Source organism: Rhodovulum adriaticum (assembly GCF_004345735.1).
Taxonomy (GTDB): domain Bacteria; phylum Pseudomonadota; class Alphaproteobacteria; order Rhodobacterales; family Rhodobacteraceae; genus Rhodovulum; species Rhodovulum adriaticum.
The window spans coordinates 121,266-137,836 of record NZ_SLXL01000005.1; the positions used below are offsets into that span (position 1 = coordinate 121,266).

17 protein-coding genes and 2 riboswitches are annotated in these 16,571 nt (G+C 67.7%); of the genes, 6 read left to right on the top strand and 11 right to left on the bottom strand.

The window, feature by feature from the left end:
- Positions 1 to 11 precede the first annotated feature (11 nt).
- Positions 12 to 218: riboswitch (cobalamin riboswitch) on the bottom strand.
- A 150-nt stretch (positions 219 to 368) separates the two neighbouring features.
- The 3 genes from EV656_RS09505 (at position 369) to EV656_RS09515 (ending at position 3,955) form a co-directional block, all read left to right on the top strand.
- The gene (locus EV656_RS09505) at positions 369 to 1,904 is read left to right on the top strand and encodes a cobyric acid synthase (RefSeq protein ID WP_165918981.1); all 1,536 of its coding nucleotides are present in this window, start codon (positions 369 to 371) and stop codon (positions 1,902 to 1,904) included.
- Positions 1,901 to 3,355: a cobyric acid synthase gene (locus EV656_RS09510; RefSeq protein WP_132602856.1), complete on the top strand. Its 1,455-nt coding sequence runs from the start codon at positions 1,901 to 1,903 to the stop codon at positions 3,353 to 3,355. Before EV656_RS09505 ends, EV656_RS09510 begins: the two co-directional genes overlap by 4 nt.
- A gap of 144 nt (positions 3,356 to 3,499) precedes the next feature.
- A complete protein-coding gene (locus EV656_RS09515; protein WP_165918979.1) occupies positions 3,500 to 3,955 on the top strand; it encodes an RcnB family protein in 456 nt (151 codons plus the stop codon).
- A gap of 17 nt (positions 3,956 to 3,972) precedes the next feature.
- On the opposite strand, the gene EV656_RS09520 is transcribed toward EV656_RS09515, so the two are convergent.
- Together EV656_RS09520 and cobU are read right to left on the bottom strand one after the other, a co-directional pair.
- The gene (locus EV656_RS09520; protein WP_132602861.1) at positions 3,973 to 4,320 is read right to left on the bottom strand and encodes a cysteine-rich small domain-containing protein; all 348 of its coding nucleotides are present in this window, start codon (positions 4,318 to 4,320) and stop codon (positions 3,973 to 3,975) included.
- 135 nt (positions 4,321 to 4,455) lie between these two features.
- Positions 4,456 to 4,640, bottom strand: a riboswitch (cobalamin riboswitch).
- Between the two features lie 33 nt (positions 4,641 to 4,673).
- Positions 4,674 to 5,180 carry a bifunctional adenosylcobinamide kinase/adenosylcobinamide-phosphate guanylyltransferase gene (cobU, locus tag EV656_RS09525; RefSeq protein ID WP_200276834.1) on the bottom strand — a complete coding sequence of 169 codons (507 nt, stop codon included), beginning with the start codon at positions 5,178 to 5,180 and terminating at the stop codon, positions 4,674 to 4,676.
- A gap of 89 nt (positions 5,181 to 5,269) precedes the next feature.
- Here cobU and EV656_RS09530 point away from each other — a divergent pair, with 89 nt between their 5' ends.
- The 3 genes from EV656_RS09530 to cobD are packed head-to-tail and all read left to right on the top strand — an operon-like array spanning position 5,270 to position 8,031.
- Entirely contained in the window at positions 5,270 to 6,109 is an 840-nt protein-coding gene (locus EV656_RS09530; protein ID WP_132602867.1) for a propanediol utilization protein, read from the top strand.
- A complete protein-coding gene (cbiB, locus tag EV656_RS09535) occupies positions 6,106 to 7,047 on the top strand; it encodes an adenosylcobinamide-phosphate synthase CbiB (protein WP_132602870.1) in 942 nt (313 codons plus the stop codon). The genes EV656_RS09530 and cbiB overlap by 4 nt, the downstream gene beginning before the upstream one ends.
- 9 nt (positions 7,048 to 7,056) lie before the next feature.
- On the top strand, positions 7,057 to 8,031 hold the full coding sequence (gene cobD / locus EV656_RS09540; RefSeq protein ID WP_132602873.1) for a threonine-phosphate decarboxylase CobD: 975 nt from the start codon (positions 7,057 to 7,059) through the stop codon (positions 8,029 to 8,031).
- Between the two features lie 107 nt (positions 8,032 to 8,138).
- Here the strand turns inward: cobD and nifK are convergent, their stop codons facing one another.
- The 9 genes from nifK to nifB all read right to left on the bottom strand — a co-directional run bounded on the left by nifK (position 8,139) and on the right by nifB (position 16,314).
- Complete coding sequence (nifK, locus tag EV656_RS09545) at positions 8,139 to 9,677, bottom strand: nitrogenase molybdenum-iron protein subunit beta (protein ID WP_132602876.1); 1,539 nt, start codon at positions 9,675 to 9,677, stop codon at positions 8,139 to 8,141.
- 92 nt (positions 9,678 to 9,769) lie between these two features.
- Positions 9,770 to 11,233: a nitrogenase molybdenum-iron protein alpha chain gene (nifD, locus tag EV656_RS09550; protein WP_132602879.1), complete on the bottom strand. Its 1,464-nt coding sequence runs from the start codon at positions 11,231 to 11,233 to the stop codon at positions 9,770 to 9,772.
- Positions 11,234 to 11,299: 66 nt separating this feature from the next.
- Positions 11,300 to 12,184 carry a nitrogenase iron protein gene (gene nifH, locus EV656_RS09555; protein WP_132602882.1) on the bottom strand — a complete coding sequence of 295 codons (885 nt, stop codon included), beginning with the start codon at positions 12,182 to 12,184 and terminating at the stop codon, positions 11,300 to 11,302.
- Positions 12,185 to 12,528: 344 nt separating this feature from the next.
- The gene (locus EV656_RS09560) at positions 12,529 to 13,362 is read right to left on the bottom strand and encodes an SIR2 family NAD-dependent protein deacylase (RefSeq protein WP_132602885.1); all 834 of its coding nucleotides are present in this window, start codon (positions 13,360 to 13,362) and stop codon (positions 12,529 to 12,531) included.
- Between the two features lie 4 nt (positions 13,363 to 13,366).
- Positions 13,367 to 13,576, bottom strand: a complete 210-nt coding sequence (nifT, locus tag EV656_RS09565) for a putative nitrogen fixation protein NifT (RefSeq protein WP_132602888.1) — start codon at positions 13,574 to 13,576, stop codon at positions 13,367 to 13,369.
- Positions 13,573 to 13,851 carry a nitrogen fixation protein NifZ gene (locus tag EV656_RS09570; protein WP_132602891.1) on the bottom strand — a complete coding sequence of 93 codons (279 nt, stop codon included), beginning with the start codon at positions 13,849 to 13,851 and terminating at the stop codon, positions 13,573 to 13,575. The genes nifT and EV656_RS09570 overlap by 4 nt, the downstream gene beginning before the upstream one ends.
- A complete protein-coding gene (locus EV656_RS09575; protein WP_132602894.1) occupies positions 13,841 to 14,611 on the bottom strand; it encodes a 4Fe4S-binding leucine-rich repeat protein in 771 nt (256 codons plus the stop codon). The genes EV656_RS09570 and EV656_RS09575 overlap by 11 nt, the downstream gene beginning before the upstream one ends.
- A 7-nt stretch (positions 14,612 to 14,618) precedes the next feature.
- Positions 14,619 to 14,813 carry a 4Fe-4S binding protein gene (locus EV656_RS09580; RefSeq protein WP_132602897.1) on the bottom strand — a complete coding sequence of 65 codons (195 nt, stop codon included), beginning with the start codon at positions 14,811 to 14,813 and terminating at the stop codon, positions 14,619 to 14,621.
- A 25-nt stretch (positions 14,814 to 14,838) separates the two neighbouring features.
- Positions 14,839 to 16,314, bottom strand: coding sequence for a nitrogenase cofactor biosynthesis protein NifB (gene nifB / locus EV656_RS09585; protein WP_132602900.1), 1,476 nt, complete (start codon positions 16,312 to 16,314; stop codon positions 14,839 to 14,841).
- Positions 16,315 to 16,571 lie beyond the last annotated feature (257 nt).

A 16,571-nucleotide genomic window follows, 5' to 3' on the forward strand; every position in this document is an offset into this window, starting at 1 on the left:
AGACCGCGCGGATTGCACGCGGGCGATTGGCAGGTCTCCTGGCTGGCGGGTCGTTGCCTGGCTGGCCTTCCCGGGGTGGTCCCAGTGGCATACCTCAGCCGTGCTACCGCTTACAGTTGCGGGGGCAGCCGCGGCGTTGCACCTGTCGGTGCGCACCGCGTTCCCTTTTCACCTCTGCCCGCCGGGCGCGCAGAGGAACCAATCGCATCGCCATCTTTCCGGGCACGGCCAGCCCCGTCAACCTTGTTGGCCGGGGCGTGACCGCGCGCCGCGCATGGCTTGACACCTTGGCGCGCGGGCCGCATTCCCATTGGTTCAGGAGATGCGCGATGACCTACGACCTGCCCCCCGACGACGCCCCGCCGCCGATGCCGGACATCTCGGTCCCGATCCTTGATCCGGCGCCGCGCCGCGCGGGCCGGGCGCTGATGATCCAGGGTACCAGTTCCGATGTCGGCAAAAGCCTGCTGGTCGCGGGGCTGTGCCGGGCCTATGCGCGGCGGGGCCTGCGCGTGGCGCCGTTCAAGGCGCAGAACATGTCCAACAACGCCGCCGTGACGGTGGACAGCGATCTGCCCCCCGGCCCCGACGGCACCGCGCCCGGGGGCGAGATCGGGCGCGCGCAGGCGTTGCAGGCGCGGGCGGCGGGGCTGCCACCGTCGATCCACATGAACCCGGTGCTGTTAAAGCCGCAGGCGATGGTCGGCTCGCAGGTGGTGCTGCGGGGGCGCGCTTTGGGCAACTGGCCCGCGCGGCATTACCACGGGCTGAAACCCCTGCTGCTGCCCGCGGTGCTGGACAGTTACCGCCGGGTCGCCGCCCAGGCCGACCTGGTGCTGGTCGAGGGCGCAGGCGCGGGCACCGAAACCTGGCTGCGCCATTGCGACATCACCAACATGCGCCTGGCCGCCGAGGCCGATTTGCCCGTGGTGCTGCTGACCGATAACGACCGGGGCGGGGCGATGGCCGCCATGGTGGGCAGCTGGCTGCTGCATACCGAGGACGAGCGCGCCCGCATCAAGGGCTATATCATCAACAAATTTCGCGGCTATTTCTCGCTTTACGAACCGGCCTGCGAAACGATCACGCAAACCACCGGCTGGCCGCTGCTGGGGGTGGCCCGCTGGTTCGACGCGGCAACCCAGTTGCCCGCCGAGGATGCGCTGGCGCTGGAACGGCCGCAGGCGGGCGGCGGGGCCGGACTGGTGATCGCGGTGCCGCAGATCGCGCGGATGGCCAATTTCGACGATCTGGACCCGCTATCGGCCGAACCCGGCGTCGATCTGCGCTGGGTCCGCCCCGGCCAGCCCATCCCGGCAGAGGCCGATGTGGTTCTGCTGCCGGGGTCCAAGACGACACGGCCCGCGCTGGACTCGCTCCGCCAGAATGGCTGGGATATCGACATCGCCGCCCATGTGCGGCGCGGCGGGCGCGTCGTGGGGATTTGCGCAGGCTTCCAGATGCTGGGCCGCGTGGTGCGCGACCCCGACGGGATAGAGGGGGCGCCGGGCGAAACGCCGGGGCTGGGCCTGCTGGATATCGAAACCACCATCGGCGGTGACAAGAAACTGATCGAGATCGACGCAACGGATACGGCCAGCGGCGTGCGGGTCACCGGGTACGAGATGCACATGGGCCGGACCGATGGCCCCGGCCTGTCGCGCCCCTGGCTGCGCCTGAACGGGGTTGATGAGGGCGCGGTTTCCCCCGATGGGCGGGTGATGGGCGGCTATGTTCACGGCATCTTTGGCGCAGACAGCTATCGCCGCCACTGGTTGCAGGCGATGGGCGGGCGGGCCTCTGGCCTGGATTACGAGGCGCAGGTCGAGGCCGCGTTGGACGCGCTGGCCGACCAATTGGAAACCGATCTGGATCTGGACGCGCTGTTGGCGCTGGCGACATGACCGCGCGACGGTTGATGGTGCTGGGCACCGGGTCGGATGTGGGTAAAAGCCTGCTGGTCGCGGGGCTGGCGCGCGCCTATGCCCGGCGGGGGCTGAAGGTCGCCCCCTTCAAGGCGCAGAACATGTCGAACAACGCCGCCGTGACGGCGGATGGGGGCGAGATCGGGCGCGCCCAGGCGTTGCAGGCGCGCGCGGCGGGGGTGCCGCTGTCGGTGCACATGAACCCGGTGCTGCTGAAGCCCGAAACAGACGTGGACGCGCAGGTGGTGGTGCAGGGGCGTGTGCTGGGCCGCTATTCGGCCAGCGCCTATCAACGGCTAAAGCCAGAATTGCGGCAGGCGGTCTGCGACAGCCTGAACACGCTTTCGGAAACGCACGACCTGGTGCTGGTCGAGGGCGCGGGCAGCGGGGCGGAACGCTACCTGCGGCCGCAGGATATTTCCAACATGGGGCTGGCAGAGGCGGCGGATTTGCCCGTCCTGCTGGTCGCCGATGAATCGCGCGGGGGCGTCACCGCCGCCGCCATCGGGCACCACCGTTTGTGGACCGCCACCGAACGTGCCCGCGTGGCCGGTGTGGTGGTGAACAAGTTCCGCGGCGACCCCGCCGTGTTTGCCCCCGCAGCCGATGACATCCGGACCGAAACCGGCTGGCCCGTGCTGGGGCTTGTGCGCTGGTCGCAGGCCGCCCGCGCCCTGCCCGAAGAGGATTCGCTGGGCTACGGGCGGGCGCGCGGTGCGGGCGGCGGGTTGGTCATCGCGGTGCCGGAACTGCCCCGTATGGCCAATTTCGACGATCTGGACCCGCTGGCCGCCGAACCCGGGGTGGAGCTGCGCTGGATTCGCCCCGGTCAGCCGATCCCGGCAGAAGCCGATGTGGTGCTGCTGTTGGGCTCCAAGGCCACGCGCGCCGCGCTGCAGGCCCTGCACGATGAGGGCTGGGAGATCGACATTCGCGCCCATCTGCGGCGTGGCGGGCGTGTCGCGGGGCTGTGCGCGGGGTTCCAAATGCTGGGCCGCGTGGTGCGCGACCCTGATGGGGTAGAGGGACCGCCAGGTGAAACGCAGGGGCTGGGCCTGCTGGAGGTCGATACCACCATCGGCGGGGGAAAGCGGCTGGTGGAAATCGTTGCCACGGACTCGATCAGCGGGGCGCGGGTGGCGGGCTATGAAATGCACATGGGGCGTACGGACGGTCCCGGCCTGTCGCGCCCCTGGCTGCGCCTGGACGGTCGGGCCGAGGGTGCGGTGTCACCCGATGGCCGCGTGATGGGCTGCTACCTGCACGGCCTGTTCGGCGCGGACGACTTTCGCGCGCATTGGCTGCGGGCCATGGGCGCGGTGGCGGGAGAGCAGAACCACGCCGCCCGGCTGGACGCGGCGCTCGACGCGTTTGCCGACGATATAGCGGCCGATCTGGACCTGGACGCGCTGGCCGCGCACGCGCGCTAGCGGCACAGCCTGCCGATCCCCCCCGCGACGGAATCCGCCCGCGCCCGCGTTTCATAGGTATGCTGCCCGGTCCGTGGACTGCAGGAGCAAGGGGGTCGGGGGAGCGCGGCCCTCCCATACCGATCGCAAATGGAAGGACATCCCGTGAAAACACCGATGATCGCCGCTGTTGCCATTGCCCTGGGACTGACCGGGGCAACCGGTGCCGGTGCGCAGGGTGCGCCGCTTTTGAAATGCCGCCCCGGCGACACGAACTGTCAGCAACAGCAACAGCCGGGCAGCGCCGCCCAACCCGGCCAGAAGACGAAACCCGCCGCGACCCAAGACCATTCCGCAAAGGCAAAGGCACCCGGCACAGCCGCCCCGCGCGCGCAGGCCGAAACGCGCGTGCCCAAGGGAAAGGCCGCCCAGCCTGACAGCCCCCGCGTGGGCGACAGCGCCAAGCATGCCAAGCATTTCCAACGGGCCGAACGCAGCCGCTTGCCCGAACCGCCGCAGGGGCGGGAATACCGGGTGGTGAACGACAACCTTGTGCTTGTGGACAAGGAAACGATGCGGATCGTCGCCATCGTAGGGGTGCTGAGCGCGCTGTTCGACTGACGGGAAAGACCCCGGCGTTATTCCTCGCCGTCCTCTTGCCCCGGCGGGCGGGGGCGGCGCACCGGCGGGTCGGTCTGTTCATGGCCGGACCAGACCACCGGATATTCCAGCCAGCGCTGGATAAAGTTCCAGGACTGGTGATAGCCATCATGGGGCAGCGTGCAGGAAGAGCAATCCTTGCGTTTCACCCCGTTCTTGTCGGTGAACACCTCGTAGGGGCCGGGGCACTCATAGGCGATCAGGGGGCAGTAGCAGAACAGGCAGTTGAATTCCCGCTGCACCCCTTGGTGGCAGGGCAGGAAGGGGCAGGTCTTGTTCGTGAACCCCTTGAAGCCCTCGTTCGTCGTCGTGTCCTTGGGTTGCATGGGGGCAACTCCTTTCCGGCGTTCGGTCCCTTGCCGTGCATTCCCCGCACGGACCGTCGGGCACCGCAGCACCCCGCGAGGCGGGGCGCGGTTCTGACCCGGGGGCAGCGCGGCGGAGCGCATCAGGCCGCCCGGGGTCGGTTCGCTGTTCTGGCAGGTCTCCTGGCTTGCGGGTCGGGGCCGGTCCGCCCGCCTTCCCGGCCGGGGCCGGTGGCGTTCGGGGCGACGGCTCGCCGCTGACAGTTGCGGGGGCAGCGCCGGATTTGCACCGGCTTCCCTTTTCACACCCTTGCGGGCGCACCAGAACGGATCAACAGGTGGCGCGCGGTGCCCGGCCTGTCAAGCGGCGCGGATCACTTCACCCGCAGCGGCAGGCCCGAGACAACGAATTCAACCTCATCCGCGACCTGGGCGACACGCTGGTTCAGCCACCCCTGGGCATCGCGGAAATCGCGCGCCAGCGCGTTGTCGGGCACGATGCCCATCCCAACCTCGTTGGAGACCAGCACGACCGGGCTGGCCTGCCGTGCCAGCGCGCCGGTCAACGCCGCGGCCTGGGGTTCCCAGTCGCGCCCGTCAAACATCAGGTTGGACAGCCACAGCGTCAGGCAATCGACCAGCCGAGGGCCGCGCCCGTCCGTGCGATCCAGCGCGCCGACCAGGTCGAACGGCTCTTCGACCGTGTCCCAACCGGCACCGCGATCGGCAATGTGGCGGGCGATGCGGGCGCGCATCTCGTCGTCGCTGGGCCGGGCGGTGGCGATATAGACAGGGGCACCGGGCAAGGCGCGGGTGCGCGCCTCGGCATGGCTGCTCTTGCCCGAGCGGGCACCGCCGGTAACAAGGATGACAGGGGGCACGGGATGCTCCGCTTCGGTTGCGAGAGCCCGTTGCATAGCCCGGCGGGGGATGCCATTCAATCGGCTTGCAGCCTTCCGGGAACCCGCTGATGCCCCCTCGCCCCCTGCCCGCCCCGATTCACGCCCGCGTCGCCGGCCATTTCGGCGAGTTGGTGCAGGGCCGCCTGGGGCCATCGGGGCCTGTCGCGCTGGTCACGCTGCCCTGCCCGGTGCTGGCGGTGCACGCGGCCTGGCGGCCGGGGCCGGGGTTCGGCCTGTGGCAGGGCGCCCACCCGGTGCTGGGGCGGGGCGATCTGGCCCGGCTGTTCGCGCTGCTGGGGGCCGGGGCGGCGCGCGGGCGCTGGCGGCTGCATACCCAGATGCCGCCGGGCGGGGGGGCCGGGGCCTCGACCGCGGCGCGGCTGGCGGTGCTGCGCTGCCTGGCGGGCGGCGCGCTGCCCCCCGCGACAGAGGCCGCGTTCTGCCTGGCGCTGGAGGGGGCAAGCGACCCGCTGATGCTGCCCGCGCCGGGGCAGGTGCTGTGGGCCCCGCGCGAAGGCCGGATCATCGCCCCCCTGCCCGCCTTGCCCACGATAGAGGTCATCGGCGGCTTTGCCGGGCCGGGGCTGCGCACCGACGCGCTGGACACACGCTTTGCCGATATCGCCGATCTGGTGGCAGGGCTGCACGCCGGACCCGACCGCGCCGATCTGGGCCGGATCGCCAGCGAAAGCGCGCGGCGCAACCACGCCCTGCGCGGCGCCCCCGATCCGGCGCCGCTGATAGCGGCGGGGCGCGAGATGGGCGCCCTGGGCGTGGCGGTGGCGCATACCGGCACCGCGCAGGCGCTGCTGTTCGCGCCGGGCACGGTGCCGGACGCGGCGGCGGGGACGCTGCGCGCGCTTGGGCTGACGCATATCACCGCCTTTCGCAGCGGGGGGAAAACATGACCGCGGCCGCAATGCTGATCGCCATGGCGCTGGAGGGCGCATTGGGCTGGCCGGATCGGCTGCAAGCCCGGATCGGCCACCCGGTGGTCTGGATCGGCGCAGTGATCGCCGCGCTGGAGGAGCGCTGGAACCGCCCCGGCGAGACAGAGGGCAGGCGCGTGACCCTGGGGGCGGCAACGGTGGTCGTCGTGGTCGGCGCGGCGGTTTTGCCCGCGCTGCTGGTGCAGGCGATCCTGCCGGGGGGCTGGGTCGGCACGGTTCTGACCGGCATCCTGGCCGCACCGCTGGTCGCCGGGCGCAGCCTGTATGACCATGTGGCCGCCGTGGCCCGCGCCCTGGCGGCGAACGACATGGCAGGTGCCCGGGGCGCGGTGGCCATGATCGTGGGCCGCGACCCGGCGAAACTGAACCGGGCCGGGATCGCCCGCGCTGCCCTGGAAAGCCTGGCCGAGAATGCCTCGGACGGGGTGGTGGCGCCGGTATTCTGGGGCGTGGTGTTCGGGCTGCCGGGCATCGCGGGCTACAAGGCGATCAACACGCTGGACAGCATGATCGGGCACCGCAACGACCGCTATCGCCAGTTCGGGCGGGTCGCGGCGCGGCTGGACGATCTGGCCAACCTGATCCCCGCGCGGCTGACCGGGGTGCTGTTCTGCGCGGTGGCACGCCGCCCGCGCGCGGCGCTGGCCACGATGCGCCGTGATGCGCGCGCGCACCGCTCGCCCAATGCCGGATGGCCGGAATCGGCAATGGCGGGGGGCTTGGGCGTGCGCCTGTCGGGGCCGCGCGTCTATGGGGATCGCATCAGCGAGGAACCCTGGCTGAACGCAGGCGCCCCCGATCCCGACGCGGCGGCGATGCGGGCGGGGCTGTGGCTGTACCTGCGCGGGTTGGGGGCGCTGGCGCTGATGCTGGCCGTGCTGGCCAGCACGATCTGAGGGGCACGCATGGACCAAGGGAACGACCATGGCGGCGATCTGGCCCAGGCGATGGGGCTGTTCGGCGGCACGACAGCGGACTGGATCGACCTGTCCACAGGCATCAACCGGGTGCCCTACCCGGCCGCGCCTGCCAGTGCCGCGGCGCTGCGCGATCTGCCGGGCCGGGCCGCGCGGGACCGGCTGATCGGCGCGGCGCAGGCGGCCTATGCCACGGACTGGCCGGTGCTGCCGCTGGCTGGCGCCCAGGCGGCCATCCAGCTGGTGCCCGCCATCGCGCCGCCGGGGCCGGTGCGGATCGTCGCGCCGACCTATAACGAACATGCCGGCGTGCTGCGGACCGCCGGGCGCGACGTGCAGGCGGTCGAGGAGGCGCAGGCATTGGCGGGCGCAGCCCTGGGCATCGTCGTCAATCCGAACAATCCCGACGGCCAGCGATGGGCACCCGATACGCTGCGGGGGCTGGCCGATCGGGTCGGGCTGCTGGTCGTGGACGAAAGCTTTGCCGATCCGCACCCCGAACTGTCGGTTCTGGGCGGCCCCTGCCCCGATAACGTGCTGGTGCTGCGCTCGTTCGGTAAATTCTATGGGCTGGCGGGGTTGCGGCTGGGCTTTGCCCTGGGGTCGCGCGCCCTGCTGGACCGGATGGCCGCGCGGGCCGGGCCATGGCCCGTCTGCGGCCCCGCGATCGAGGCGGGCACCCAAGCGCTGGCCGATGCGGAATGGCGCGCGGACAGCATCGCGCGGCTGGCGGACGACGCAGCCCGGGCCGACGCGCTGGCCGCCGCCGCGGGCTGGCCGCTGGTCGGCGGCACGGCACTGTTCCGGCTGTATGACACGGGCGATGCCCCGGCCGCGCGGGCCAGGCTGGCCCGGCACCATATCTGGACGCGCATCTTTCCCTACTCGGCCAAATGGCTACGCCTGGGCCTGCCCGGAACCCCGGCAGAATGGGCACGGCTGGCCGCGGCCCTGCGGGCCTAGCGCCGCGCCTGTCGACAATGAAACGGCCGGTGCTTGCGCACCGGCCGCTCCGGGGATTGGCGATCCCGGCGTTGGAAGAGGACAGGAGAAACGGGACCGCCGAACCCTTAGCGCGTGAGGTCGAAGGAGATATCCGTCTCGCCCAGCTTGCCGGTATCGGTATCCAGCTTGTCGAAGACCGTATCCAGCAGCTTGACCAGAACGTTCAGCGCCCCCTGGTAGCCCCAGGTCGGGAAGCGGTGGTGATGGTGGCGATCGAAGATCGGGAAGGTCAGGCGGATCAGCGGAATGCCCAGGTCACGTTCCAGATACTTGCCGTAGCTGCTGCCGATCAGCAGATCCGTGGGTTCCGTCGCCAGGATCGAGCGCAGGTGCCACAGGTCCTTGCCGGCCCAGACCTGGCAGTTCGCACCGAAGGGCGAGGAAGCCAGCAGCTCTTCCATCTGGGCCTTCCACTCCTTGCCGCCATTGGTGGCCAGGCAGTGGGTCGGCTCGCCGCCGGTTTCCATGACGAAGCGGGCCATCGCATAGACGAAGTCCGGGTCGCCATAGATCGCGTAGGTCTTGCCGTGCAGGTAGGCTTGGCTGTCGGCCATCGCGTCGACCAGGCGGCCGCGCTCCAGCGTCAGGCTGTCGGGGATCGCCTTGCCGGTCAGTTCGCTGACCTTCATCAGGAACTCGTCGGTGCCGGCAACGCCCATCGGGTAGTGGAAGATGGCGGTTTCCTGACCGGCCTTTTCACACAACTCCAGCGTCTTCTTGGTGTTGTATTCCTGCATGGACAGGGTGGCCTTGGCGTTCAAAGCGGCCTTGGTGTCCTCCAGCTTGGTGCCGCCGTCATACATGCGGAATTCACCGTCCGAGGGGGTGTCGTAGACATCCGACACATCCGACAGCAGCGTGTAGTCAACGCCCATCGCGTCCAGCATCCGGGTCAGTTCGCGGTTGTTGCCCACCGCGTAGCCGTCAAAGCCGGGGATAATGTTGATGCTGTCGTTGGCCTTGCGCTCGGCATCCTTCCAGAAGTGACCCAGGATCCCCTTCATCATGTTGTCGTAGCCATCCACATGGCTGCCGACGAAGGCGGGGGTGTGGGCGAAGGGCACGTCGAAGTCCTCGGGGACCGAGCCCTTGTCCTTGGCCTGGATGATGAAGGAGTTGAGGTCGTCACCGATGACCTCGGCCATGCAGGTGGTGGAAACCGCGATCATTTTCGGTTCATACAGCGCATAGGTGTTGGCCAGGCCGTCCACCATGTTCACGAGGCCGCCGAACACCGCCGCGTCCTCGGTCATCGAGGAAGACACCGCCGAGGCCGGCTCCTTGAAGTGGCGCGACAAGTGCGAGCGGTAGTAGGCCACGCAGCCCTGCGAACCGTGCACGAAGCTCATGGTGCCTTCGAACCCGGCGGCGGCAAAGACCGCGCCCAGCGGCTGACAGGCCTTGGCGGGGTTGATGACCAGCGCCTCGCGGGCGAGGTTCTTTTCGCGGTAGTCCCAGGATTTCGTCCAGTCCAGGATTTCCGTCACCTGGGGCGCAGCGGGCGCGTTTTCATACGTTTCCCGCTTGTTCTTGAGCATGTCCTTGTATTCGGGCTCATGGAACAGTGTGTTGTGGTCCAGGACCTTGTCTGCCGATTGAGGCATGGTTCACTTCCTTCTTCAGACCCGTCCGCATTCCGAGACGCGGCCGAAAGGGTTGAGGGAAAGCGGGGGCATCACGCCCCCGCCGGGGCCGATCAGGCCGATTTCTTCCAGGGGGCGTCGAACATGCCCCAGACCGGGTTGTTGATCGCCAGGTCCATGTCACGGGCAAAGATGGCGAAGCCGTCATAGCCGTGATAGGGGCCCGAGTAGTCCCAGCTGTGCATCTGGCGGAACGGAATACCCATCTTCTGCGTCGGGTATTTTTCCTTGATGCCGGAACCGACCAGGTCGGGGCGGATCGTTTCGATGAACTTCTCCAGCTCGTAGCCGGTCACGTCATCGTAGATCAGCGTGCCTTCCTTGATGTGTTCGCCGGTGCGCTTGTAGTCGTCGCCATGGGCGAATTCGTAACCCGTGCCGACGATTTCCATGCCCAGGTCGTCATAGGCGGTCGCTACGTGACGGGGGCGCAGGCCGCCGACATACAGCATGACCTTCTTGCCTTCGAGGCGCGGCTTGTATTTCGCCATGATCTCGTCGACCAGCGGCTGGTACTTGGCGATGACCTTTTCGGCGTTGTCCTGGATGGTCTTGTCGAACTTGGCCGCGATGGCGCGCAGGGACGCGGCGATCTGGCTGGGCCCGAAGAAGTTGTATTCCATCCACGGCACGCCGTGCTTCTCTTCCATGTGACGGCAGATGTAGTTCATCGACCGGTAGCAGTGGATGAGGTTCAGCTTGGCCTTGGGGGCGTTCTCCATCTCGGCCAGCGTCGCATCGCCCGACCAGGAGCCGACCACGTTCAGGCCGATCTCTTCCAGCAGGATGCGCGACGACCAGGCGTCGCCGCCGATGTTGTAGTCGCCGATGATGTTCACATCGTAATCGCTGGCTTCGAACTCAGAGCCTTCGCCCTCCAGCACCCAGTCACGGATGCAGTCGTTGGCGATGTGGTGGCCCAGCGATTGCGACACGCCGCGGAAACCCTCGCAGCGGACGGGCACGATGGTCTTGTTGACGTCTTTCTTCTTCTTGCGGGCCACGGCCTCGATGTCGTCGCCGATCAGGCCGATCGGGCATTCCGACTGAACCGAGATGCCCTTGGACAGCGGGAACAGTTCGTTGATCTCGTCGATCGTCTTTTCCAGCTTCTTGTCGCCGCCAAAGACGATGTCCTTTTCCTGGAAATCGGTCGTGAACTGGAAGGTGACGAAGCTGTCAACGCCGGTGGTGCCGGTGTAATAGTTGCGACGCTGGGACCAGGAATAATGGCCGCAGCCCACGGGGCCGTGGCTGATATGGACCATGTCCTTGACCGGCCCCCAGACCACGCCTTTCGACCCAGCATAGGCACAGCCACGGATCGTCATAACGCCGGGCACGGATTTGACGTTGGATTTCACCGTGTCGCATTTCGACAGGATCTCGGTGTCACCCGCTTCGGCCGGGCCGGCAACGCCGAGGTGCTTGGCGCGCTTCTTCTGCGCTTTTTTCGGATAGGCGGAAAGAACCTCTTCGATGAGGGTCTCGTAGCCGTCTTCAAGATCTTTTGCCATCTCAGAGGCTCCTTGGGACAGGGAGGGGCCGGCGACCAGCGCCACCGGCCCGGAACGGGGGGACGCTTAGGCCGACTTGGCCTCTTCCGCGGCGATGGCGGCGAGACGATCTTCCTCGGACTGCATGATGCCGAAATCGAGCAGCATCTCTTCCAGCTCTTCCATGGTCACCGGGGTCGGAACGACGCCCTTGCCCGAGTTCGCGTGGACCTTTTCGGCCAGCGTGCGGTATTCTTGGGCCTGCTTGCAGTCCGGCGAGTACTGGATGACGGTCTGACGACGCAGCTCGGCGTGCTGCACCACGTTGTCGCGCGGCACGAAGTGGATCAGCTGGGTGCCCAGCTTCTTGGCCAGTTCCTCGGACAGGTCGATTTCGCGGTCGGTCTGACGCTCGTTGCAGATCAGGCCGCCCAGGCGCACACCGCCGGAGTTGGCGTATTTCAGAATGCCCTTGGAAATGTTGTTGGCGGCATACAGCGCCATCATCTCGCCCGACATGACGATGTAGATTTCCTGGGCCTTGTTCTCGCGGATCGGCATGGCGAAGCCGCCGCACACAACGTCGCCCAGCACGTCGTAGGACACGTAGTCCACATCGTCATAGGCGCCGTTTTCTTCCAGGAAGTTGATCGCGGTGATCACGCCGCGGCCGGCACAGCCGACCCCCGGCTCGGGGCCACCGGCCTCGGTGCACTTGATGCCCTTGTAGCCGACCTTCATCACGTCTTCGAGTTCGAGATCCTCGACCGACCCCATCTCGGCGGCCATCTGGATCACGGTGTCCTGCATCTTGGTGTTCAGGATCAGACGGGTGGAGTCCGCCTTGGGGTCGCAGCCGACGATCAGGATTTTCTGGTCCATCTCGACCAGGGCGGCCAGCGTGTTCTGCGAGGTGGTGGATTTACCGATGCCACCCTTGCCGTAAAAGGCGATCTGTCTCAGGTCGCTCATGGGATTGGTCCTTTGCAGCTTTGTCTATCCGGTGTCGCGAGAAGCCGTCGCGGCCGCTCTCGCCCCTTCACAAGCAGCAAGCGTGCCAAGGCCGTGAATCTAATTTTTAAAGCGATTACAAATGGTTGTCGAAATAGCGGCTGCCGCAGGCACATGTGTCGAACCTGACAAAACTGCGACACAGGCTCTTTTCCCGCGCCGGACACGTCTTGCACCCGTCACGCCATGGGTATTTTCCCCAAGAAGAAGACCCTGCCCTTCTTCTTGGATGAAATACCCAAAAACAAAGCGGCCCCCGGATGGGGGCCGCCAAGTAAAGGTGCGCGCGCGCAAGCGCGCTCATGTCAGACGGGGGTCGATAGCGCCTCGACCACGGCGTCCAGCGGCAGGTCCAGCCGCTCGATCCCCAATTCATCCATGAACCGCGCCTCCATCCGGGTCAGATCGCCCGCGATCACCGCCGCGTGGCCGGGGGCGGACCGTTTGGCGATCTGGCGGGCGAACAGGCGCAGCATCTGATCGTCGAAGCGGCAGCCCAGGAACAAAAAGGGGCGGCCGCTGCGGCGGTTCTGCACCTCGTCGGGGATCGGCGATTGAATGTCTATCTCTGTCAGAACCTCGACATAGTCACTGTCCGACATCAGGAAAGAATGGCCCGGACGGATGACCCCGTGGGGTTTGTAGACCAGCATCTCCCAATCCGGGTCGGGCTGTTCGCCGATCAGGGTCAGCGCCGCATCGTAGGCGCGCGTCCAGATCTCGTGCGACTCGCCGTTGCGGCTGACGCCCTGGACAAGGCCCCAGCCAGGCCGGTTCTCGGTTTGCAGCGCCTCTATGATGCTGCTGTCATACCAGGCATCGACCAGCAGGGGCGGGCGGACCCGGGCCAGCCAGCGGTGCAGCGGGCCGGGGGCGGGCTGATCGGCAAAGGCCTCTTGCACGATAGCCTCAAGCGTCTTGCGGAAGCGTCGGCTTTCGACGAATTGCGCCACCGACCACATGTTGCCGCGGGCCCGTTTCGGCGCGCGCACCTTTGCCTCGATCGCGGCGCACAGCTCGGGCGGAGAGGCGGGCATCTGCCCCCCTGCCAGTGCGGCCACGCCAGCCCCCAGATAGGGAACGCGGCGCCCTTCGGCGACCTCGGCCAGCAGCTCGGACAGGCGGTCGGGGCCCGGCATCGCCCTACTCGACCGACAGACGGCGGGCGTCCACCGTGATCGGCAGTTTCGGCGCCTCGTCGAAGGCGGGCATATCAAAGGTCCAGCCGTTCGAGAGTTTCGCCCAGCCGCCCCAGATTTCCGGTTTCTCGGATTCGACGATGATCTCTTCGAGATCTTTCTTGGGCACGTAGACTTCCATACCCTTGGGCGTTTCGCGGACCATGATCTTCATTTGGCTGTCTCCTTTTCGAGGCTGTCGAGTTCGTCCTTGCGCATGCCGACGATGGACCGGCTGTCCACGAATTCGACCGCGTAGATGTAGAACTGGTTCAGGAAGGTGCCGATGTCGCGGATATAGCCGACCTCGCCCTTGCGGACGACGAATTCGCCCACCTCGCAGCCGGGCACGGTGCCGTCGTTGCGGATATGCTTGCGCGCGCGCACCTTGTCGCCGGGGTCAAAGGCGGGCGGGCCGTAAATCTCTATCTCGCGGTCGTCAGTGGACATCGGCGCTTCCTTTCGGGTCAAGTTCGGCCAGCCGCTCGGACGCGGCATCGCGCACCGGGGGTTCGGGGTCGCGCAGCAGGCGCCGGGCCAGGGCGGCGTCGGCGCGTTCGGCCACGGCGTGGCGCACGCGCAGATCGGGGTCATCGGCCAGCACGGGCAGCGCCACGGTGTCGATCCGGGCGGCCACGGCGCGGCGGACCAGCGGTTCGGGGTCGGCGCGCATCGTGTCCAGCCAGCGCGGCGCGATGCGCCGGGCGACGATGACCCGGATTTCGGGGTCGGGATCGTGCATCAGGATAGGCAGCACGCCCGGATCGACGCGACGCGCCGCGATCTGGCGCACATAGGCGTCCTCGTCCCGCAACAGCGGCATCAGGTCGGTCAGCGGCATCCGCCAGGCCAGGGCAATCCGCACCTCGCGGTCGGGATCGCCCAGGGCCGCGCGGGCCTGGGCCGCAGGCAGGCGCAGTGCCGCCACGGCCCGCACGCCCGGATCGGGATCGTTCAGCAGCGGCTTCAGCCGGAAAACGTTGGCCACGCGCGCGGCCTGCGCGCGGGTTTCGTGATAGGGCGCATCCAGGCACGCGTTGGCGGCATCCGGGTTCAGCATGAAGAACCGGGCGATCCGGGGGGCGTAGCGGTCAAAGGCGCAGGCCCAGCCCTGCCCGCATTGCCGCCCGGCCAAGAGGGGCGCAAAGCGGCAGGTGGCGCAGTCCAGCGCCTGCCCCTGCCAGTCCACCGGATCGGGTCCACCTGACATCGCACGCTCAGACCGGGATGCAGGTTTCGGGCACCGGGCAGACCTCGGCGCATTGCGGATTCTCGTATTGGCCCGCGCATTCGGTGCACTTGTCCGGATCGATGACGAAGGTGCCCCCGGTGTAGGAAATCGCGGCGTTCGGGCATTCGAATTCGCAGGCGCCGCAGGCGGTGCAGTTCGACTCGACGATCCTGAAGGACATGGCGGTCTCCTTGCGGGCGGCGCGCTCAGGCGCCCTGGGCGGCCTGGTCGCGATGCGCGCGGCGCGATTGCAGAATGCTGGCGATGGCGGTTTCGATATATTCCTCGCCCAGGCTGTCGATGGCCTCGATGCCCGCGTCGGCCAGCCGCTTGCGCGGACCGTTGCCGATCATCTGGCACAGGACGTAGGGCACATCGTCCAGAACCTTGATGATCTCGTCCATCCGCTCGGCATCGCCATAGCCGCCCAGGCAGTAATTGTCGGCGCGCCGATGCCCGACGAAGCTGATACCGTCGGCATCGGCCTCGTAGATCTGGAACTCGGTCGCCTTGCCGAAATGCAGGTTGATCCGGCCCGAACCACGGGTGCAGACCGCAAAGAGGGTGGGCGCCTCGGCAGCCGCGGCGGCCTGCTCGGCCAGCCCAGCGGCGGCCTGGCGGTCCTTGCGTTCCTCGGCCACCCAAGCGCGGTAGGCTTCGCGGGCCTCGGGGGCGTCCTCGATTTCCTCGGGCAGCTTGTCCAGGGTGAAATCCTGGCCGCGATCCTCGCCCAGCAGGCCCACGGCGTCGGCGCGGCACTGGCGGCAATGGCGCATCAGGTTGGCACCGCCGGCGCAGGCGTCCTGCACCTTCTTCAGCTCGGCCGCGGTCGGGCCGCGCTGGCCGGTCAGGCCGAAATGGGTGCCGTGGGCGGGGTCGGAAATCAGCGGCATGATGTTGTGCAGGAAGGCGCCGCGCGCCTTGACCGCCTTGTTCACCTCGATCAGGTGGTCGTCGTTGATGCCGGGGATCAGGACCGAGTTCACCTTTACCAGAACGCCGCGTTCATGCAGCATTTCCAGCGCCTGAAGCTGGCGGTCGCGCAGGATGGTTGCGGCCTCTACCCCGGTGCGGCGCTTGCGTTCGTAGAAGATCCACGGAACGATCTGCGCGCCGATCTCGGGGTCGATGGCGTTGATGGTGATCGTAACGTGGTCGATGTTCATCGCCACGATTTCATCGATGTGATCGGGCAGGGCCAAACCGTTGGAAGACAGGCACAGCTTGATGTCGGGCAGGCGCTGCGACACCAGATCGAAGGTCGCCTTGGTCTTGCGCCAGTCATACGCGGCATCCCCCGGCCCGGCGATGCCCAGAACGGAAAGCTGGGGCACCTCGGCGGCCACGGCCAGCACCTTGCGCGCGGCCTGTTCGGGCGTCAGGCGTTCGGACACCACGCCCGGGCGGCTTTCGTTGGCGCAGTCGTATTTGCGATTGCAGTAGTTGCACTGGATGTTGCACGCGGGCGAGACCGCGACATGCATCCGGGCGAAGTAGTGGTGCGCCTCTTCGGAATAGCAGGGGTGATCCTTGACCTTGGCCCAGGTTTCCGGGTCCATGTCCGCGGGTCCGGCGGACGAGCCGCAGCTGCTGGACGAACACCCCCCCTTGGCCAGGTTTTTCCCCATCTCCTGTCGGTTGGAGACGGCAAGGCCGGAAATCGGGATCAGGGGGGCGGACATGGGCACTCTCCTTCGGTTCGCGTCACCGAAAGAAGAAGCAGAGAGCGTGCCAAGCCAAGTAGCGCTGCATTTCGTGGGCTGCACGTGTGTAGGGCGCACCTTGTCCTGTCGCGGGGCCGACAGTGCGTCGCAAAGGCGACAAATCATGCGCGGGCGGCCTTCCCACCCCTGACATCCGGCTGACCGGCGGTGTCAGCCCTGTGTGTGCAGCCCCATGCGATGGTGCCCGCGGACCGGTACGGCGCCGGTCGAAATGA

Bases quoted from the DNA above. Each gene is read 5' to 3' on its own strand.
- EV656_RS09575 (WP_132602894.1), bottom strand. From the start codon at position 14,611: ATGTCAGGTGGACCCGATCCGGTGGACTGGCAGGGGCAGGCGCTGGAC.
- EV656_RS09505 (WP_165918981.1), top strand. From the start codon at position 369: ATGCCGGACATCTCGGTCCCGATCCTTGATCCGGCGCCGCGCCGCGCG.
- cbiB (WP_132602870.1), top strand. From the start codon at position 6,106: ATGACCGCGGCCGCAATGCTGATCGCCATGGCGCTGGAGGGCGCATTG.
- nifT (WP_132602888.1), bottom strand. From the start codon at position 13,576: ATGAAGATCATGGTCCGCGAAACGCCCAAGGGTATGGAAGTCTACGTG.
- EV656_RS09570 (WP_132602891.1), bottom strand. From the start codon at position 13,851: ATGTCCACTGACGACCGCGAGATAGAGATTTACGGCCCGCCCGCCTTT.
- nifK (WP_132602876.1), bottom strand. From the start codon at position 9,677: ATGCCTCAATCGGCAGACAAGGTCCTGGACCACAACACACTGTTCCAT.
- nifB (WP_132602900.1), bottom strand. From the start codon at position 16,314: ATGTCCGCCCCCCTGATCCCGATTTCCGGCCTTGCCGTCTCCAACCGA.
- nifD (WP_132602879.1), bottom strand. From the start codon at position 11,233: ATGGCAAAAGATCTTGAAGACGGCTACGAGACCCTCATCGAAGAGGTT.
- EV656_RS09530 (WP_132602867.1), top strand. From the start codon at position 5,270: ATGCCCCCTCGCCCCCTGCCCGCCCCGATTCACGCCCGCGTCGCCGGC.
- cobD (WP_132602873.1), top strand. From the start codon at position 7,057: ATGGACCAAGGGAACGACCATGGCGGCGATCTGGCCCAGGCGATGGGG.
- nifH (WP_132602882.1), bottom strand. From the start codon at position 12,184: ATGAGCGACCTGAGACAGATCGCCTTTTACGGCAAGGGTGGCATCGGT.
- EV656_RS09560 (WP_132602885.1), bottom strand. From the start codon at position 13,362: ATGCCGGGCCCCGACCGCCTGTCCGAGCTGCTGGCCGAGGTCGCCGAA.
- EV656_RS09520 (WP_132602861.1), bottom strand. From the start codon at position 4,320: ATGCAACCCAAGGACACGACGACGAACGAGGGCTTCAAGGGGTTCACG.
- EV656_RS09580 (WP_132602897.1), bottom strand. From the start codon at position 14,813: ATGTCCTTCAGGATCGTCGAGTCGAACTGCACCGCCTGCGGCGCCTGC.
- EV656_RS09510 (WP_132602856.1), top strand. From the start codon at position 1,901: ATGACCGCGCGACGGTTGATGGTGCTGGGCACCGGGTCGGATGTGGGT.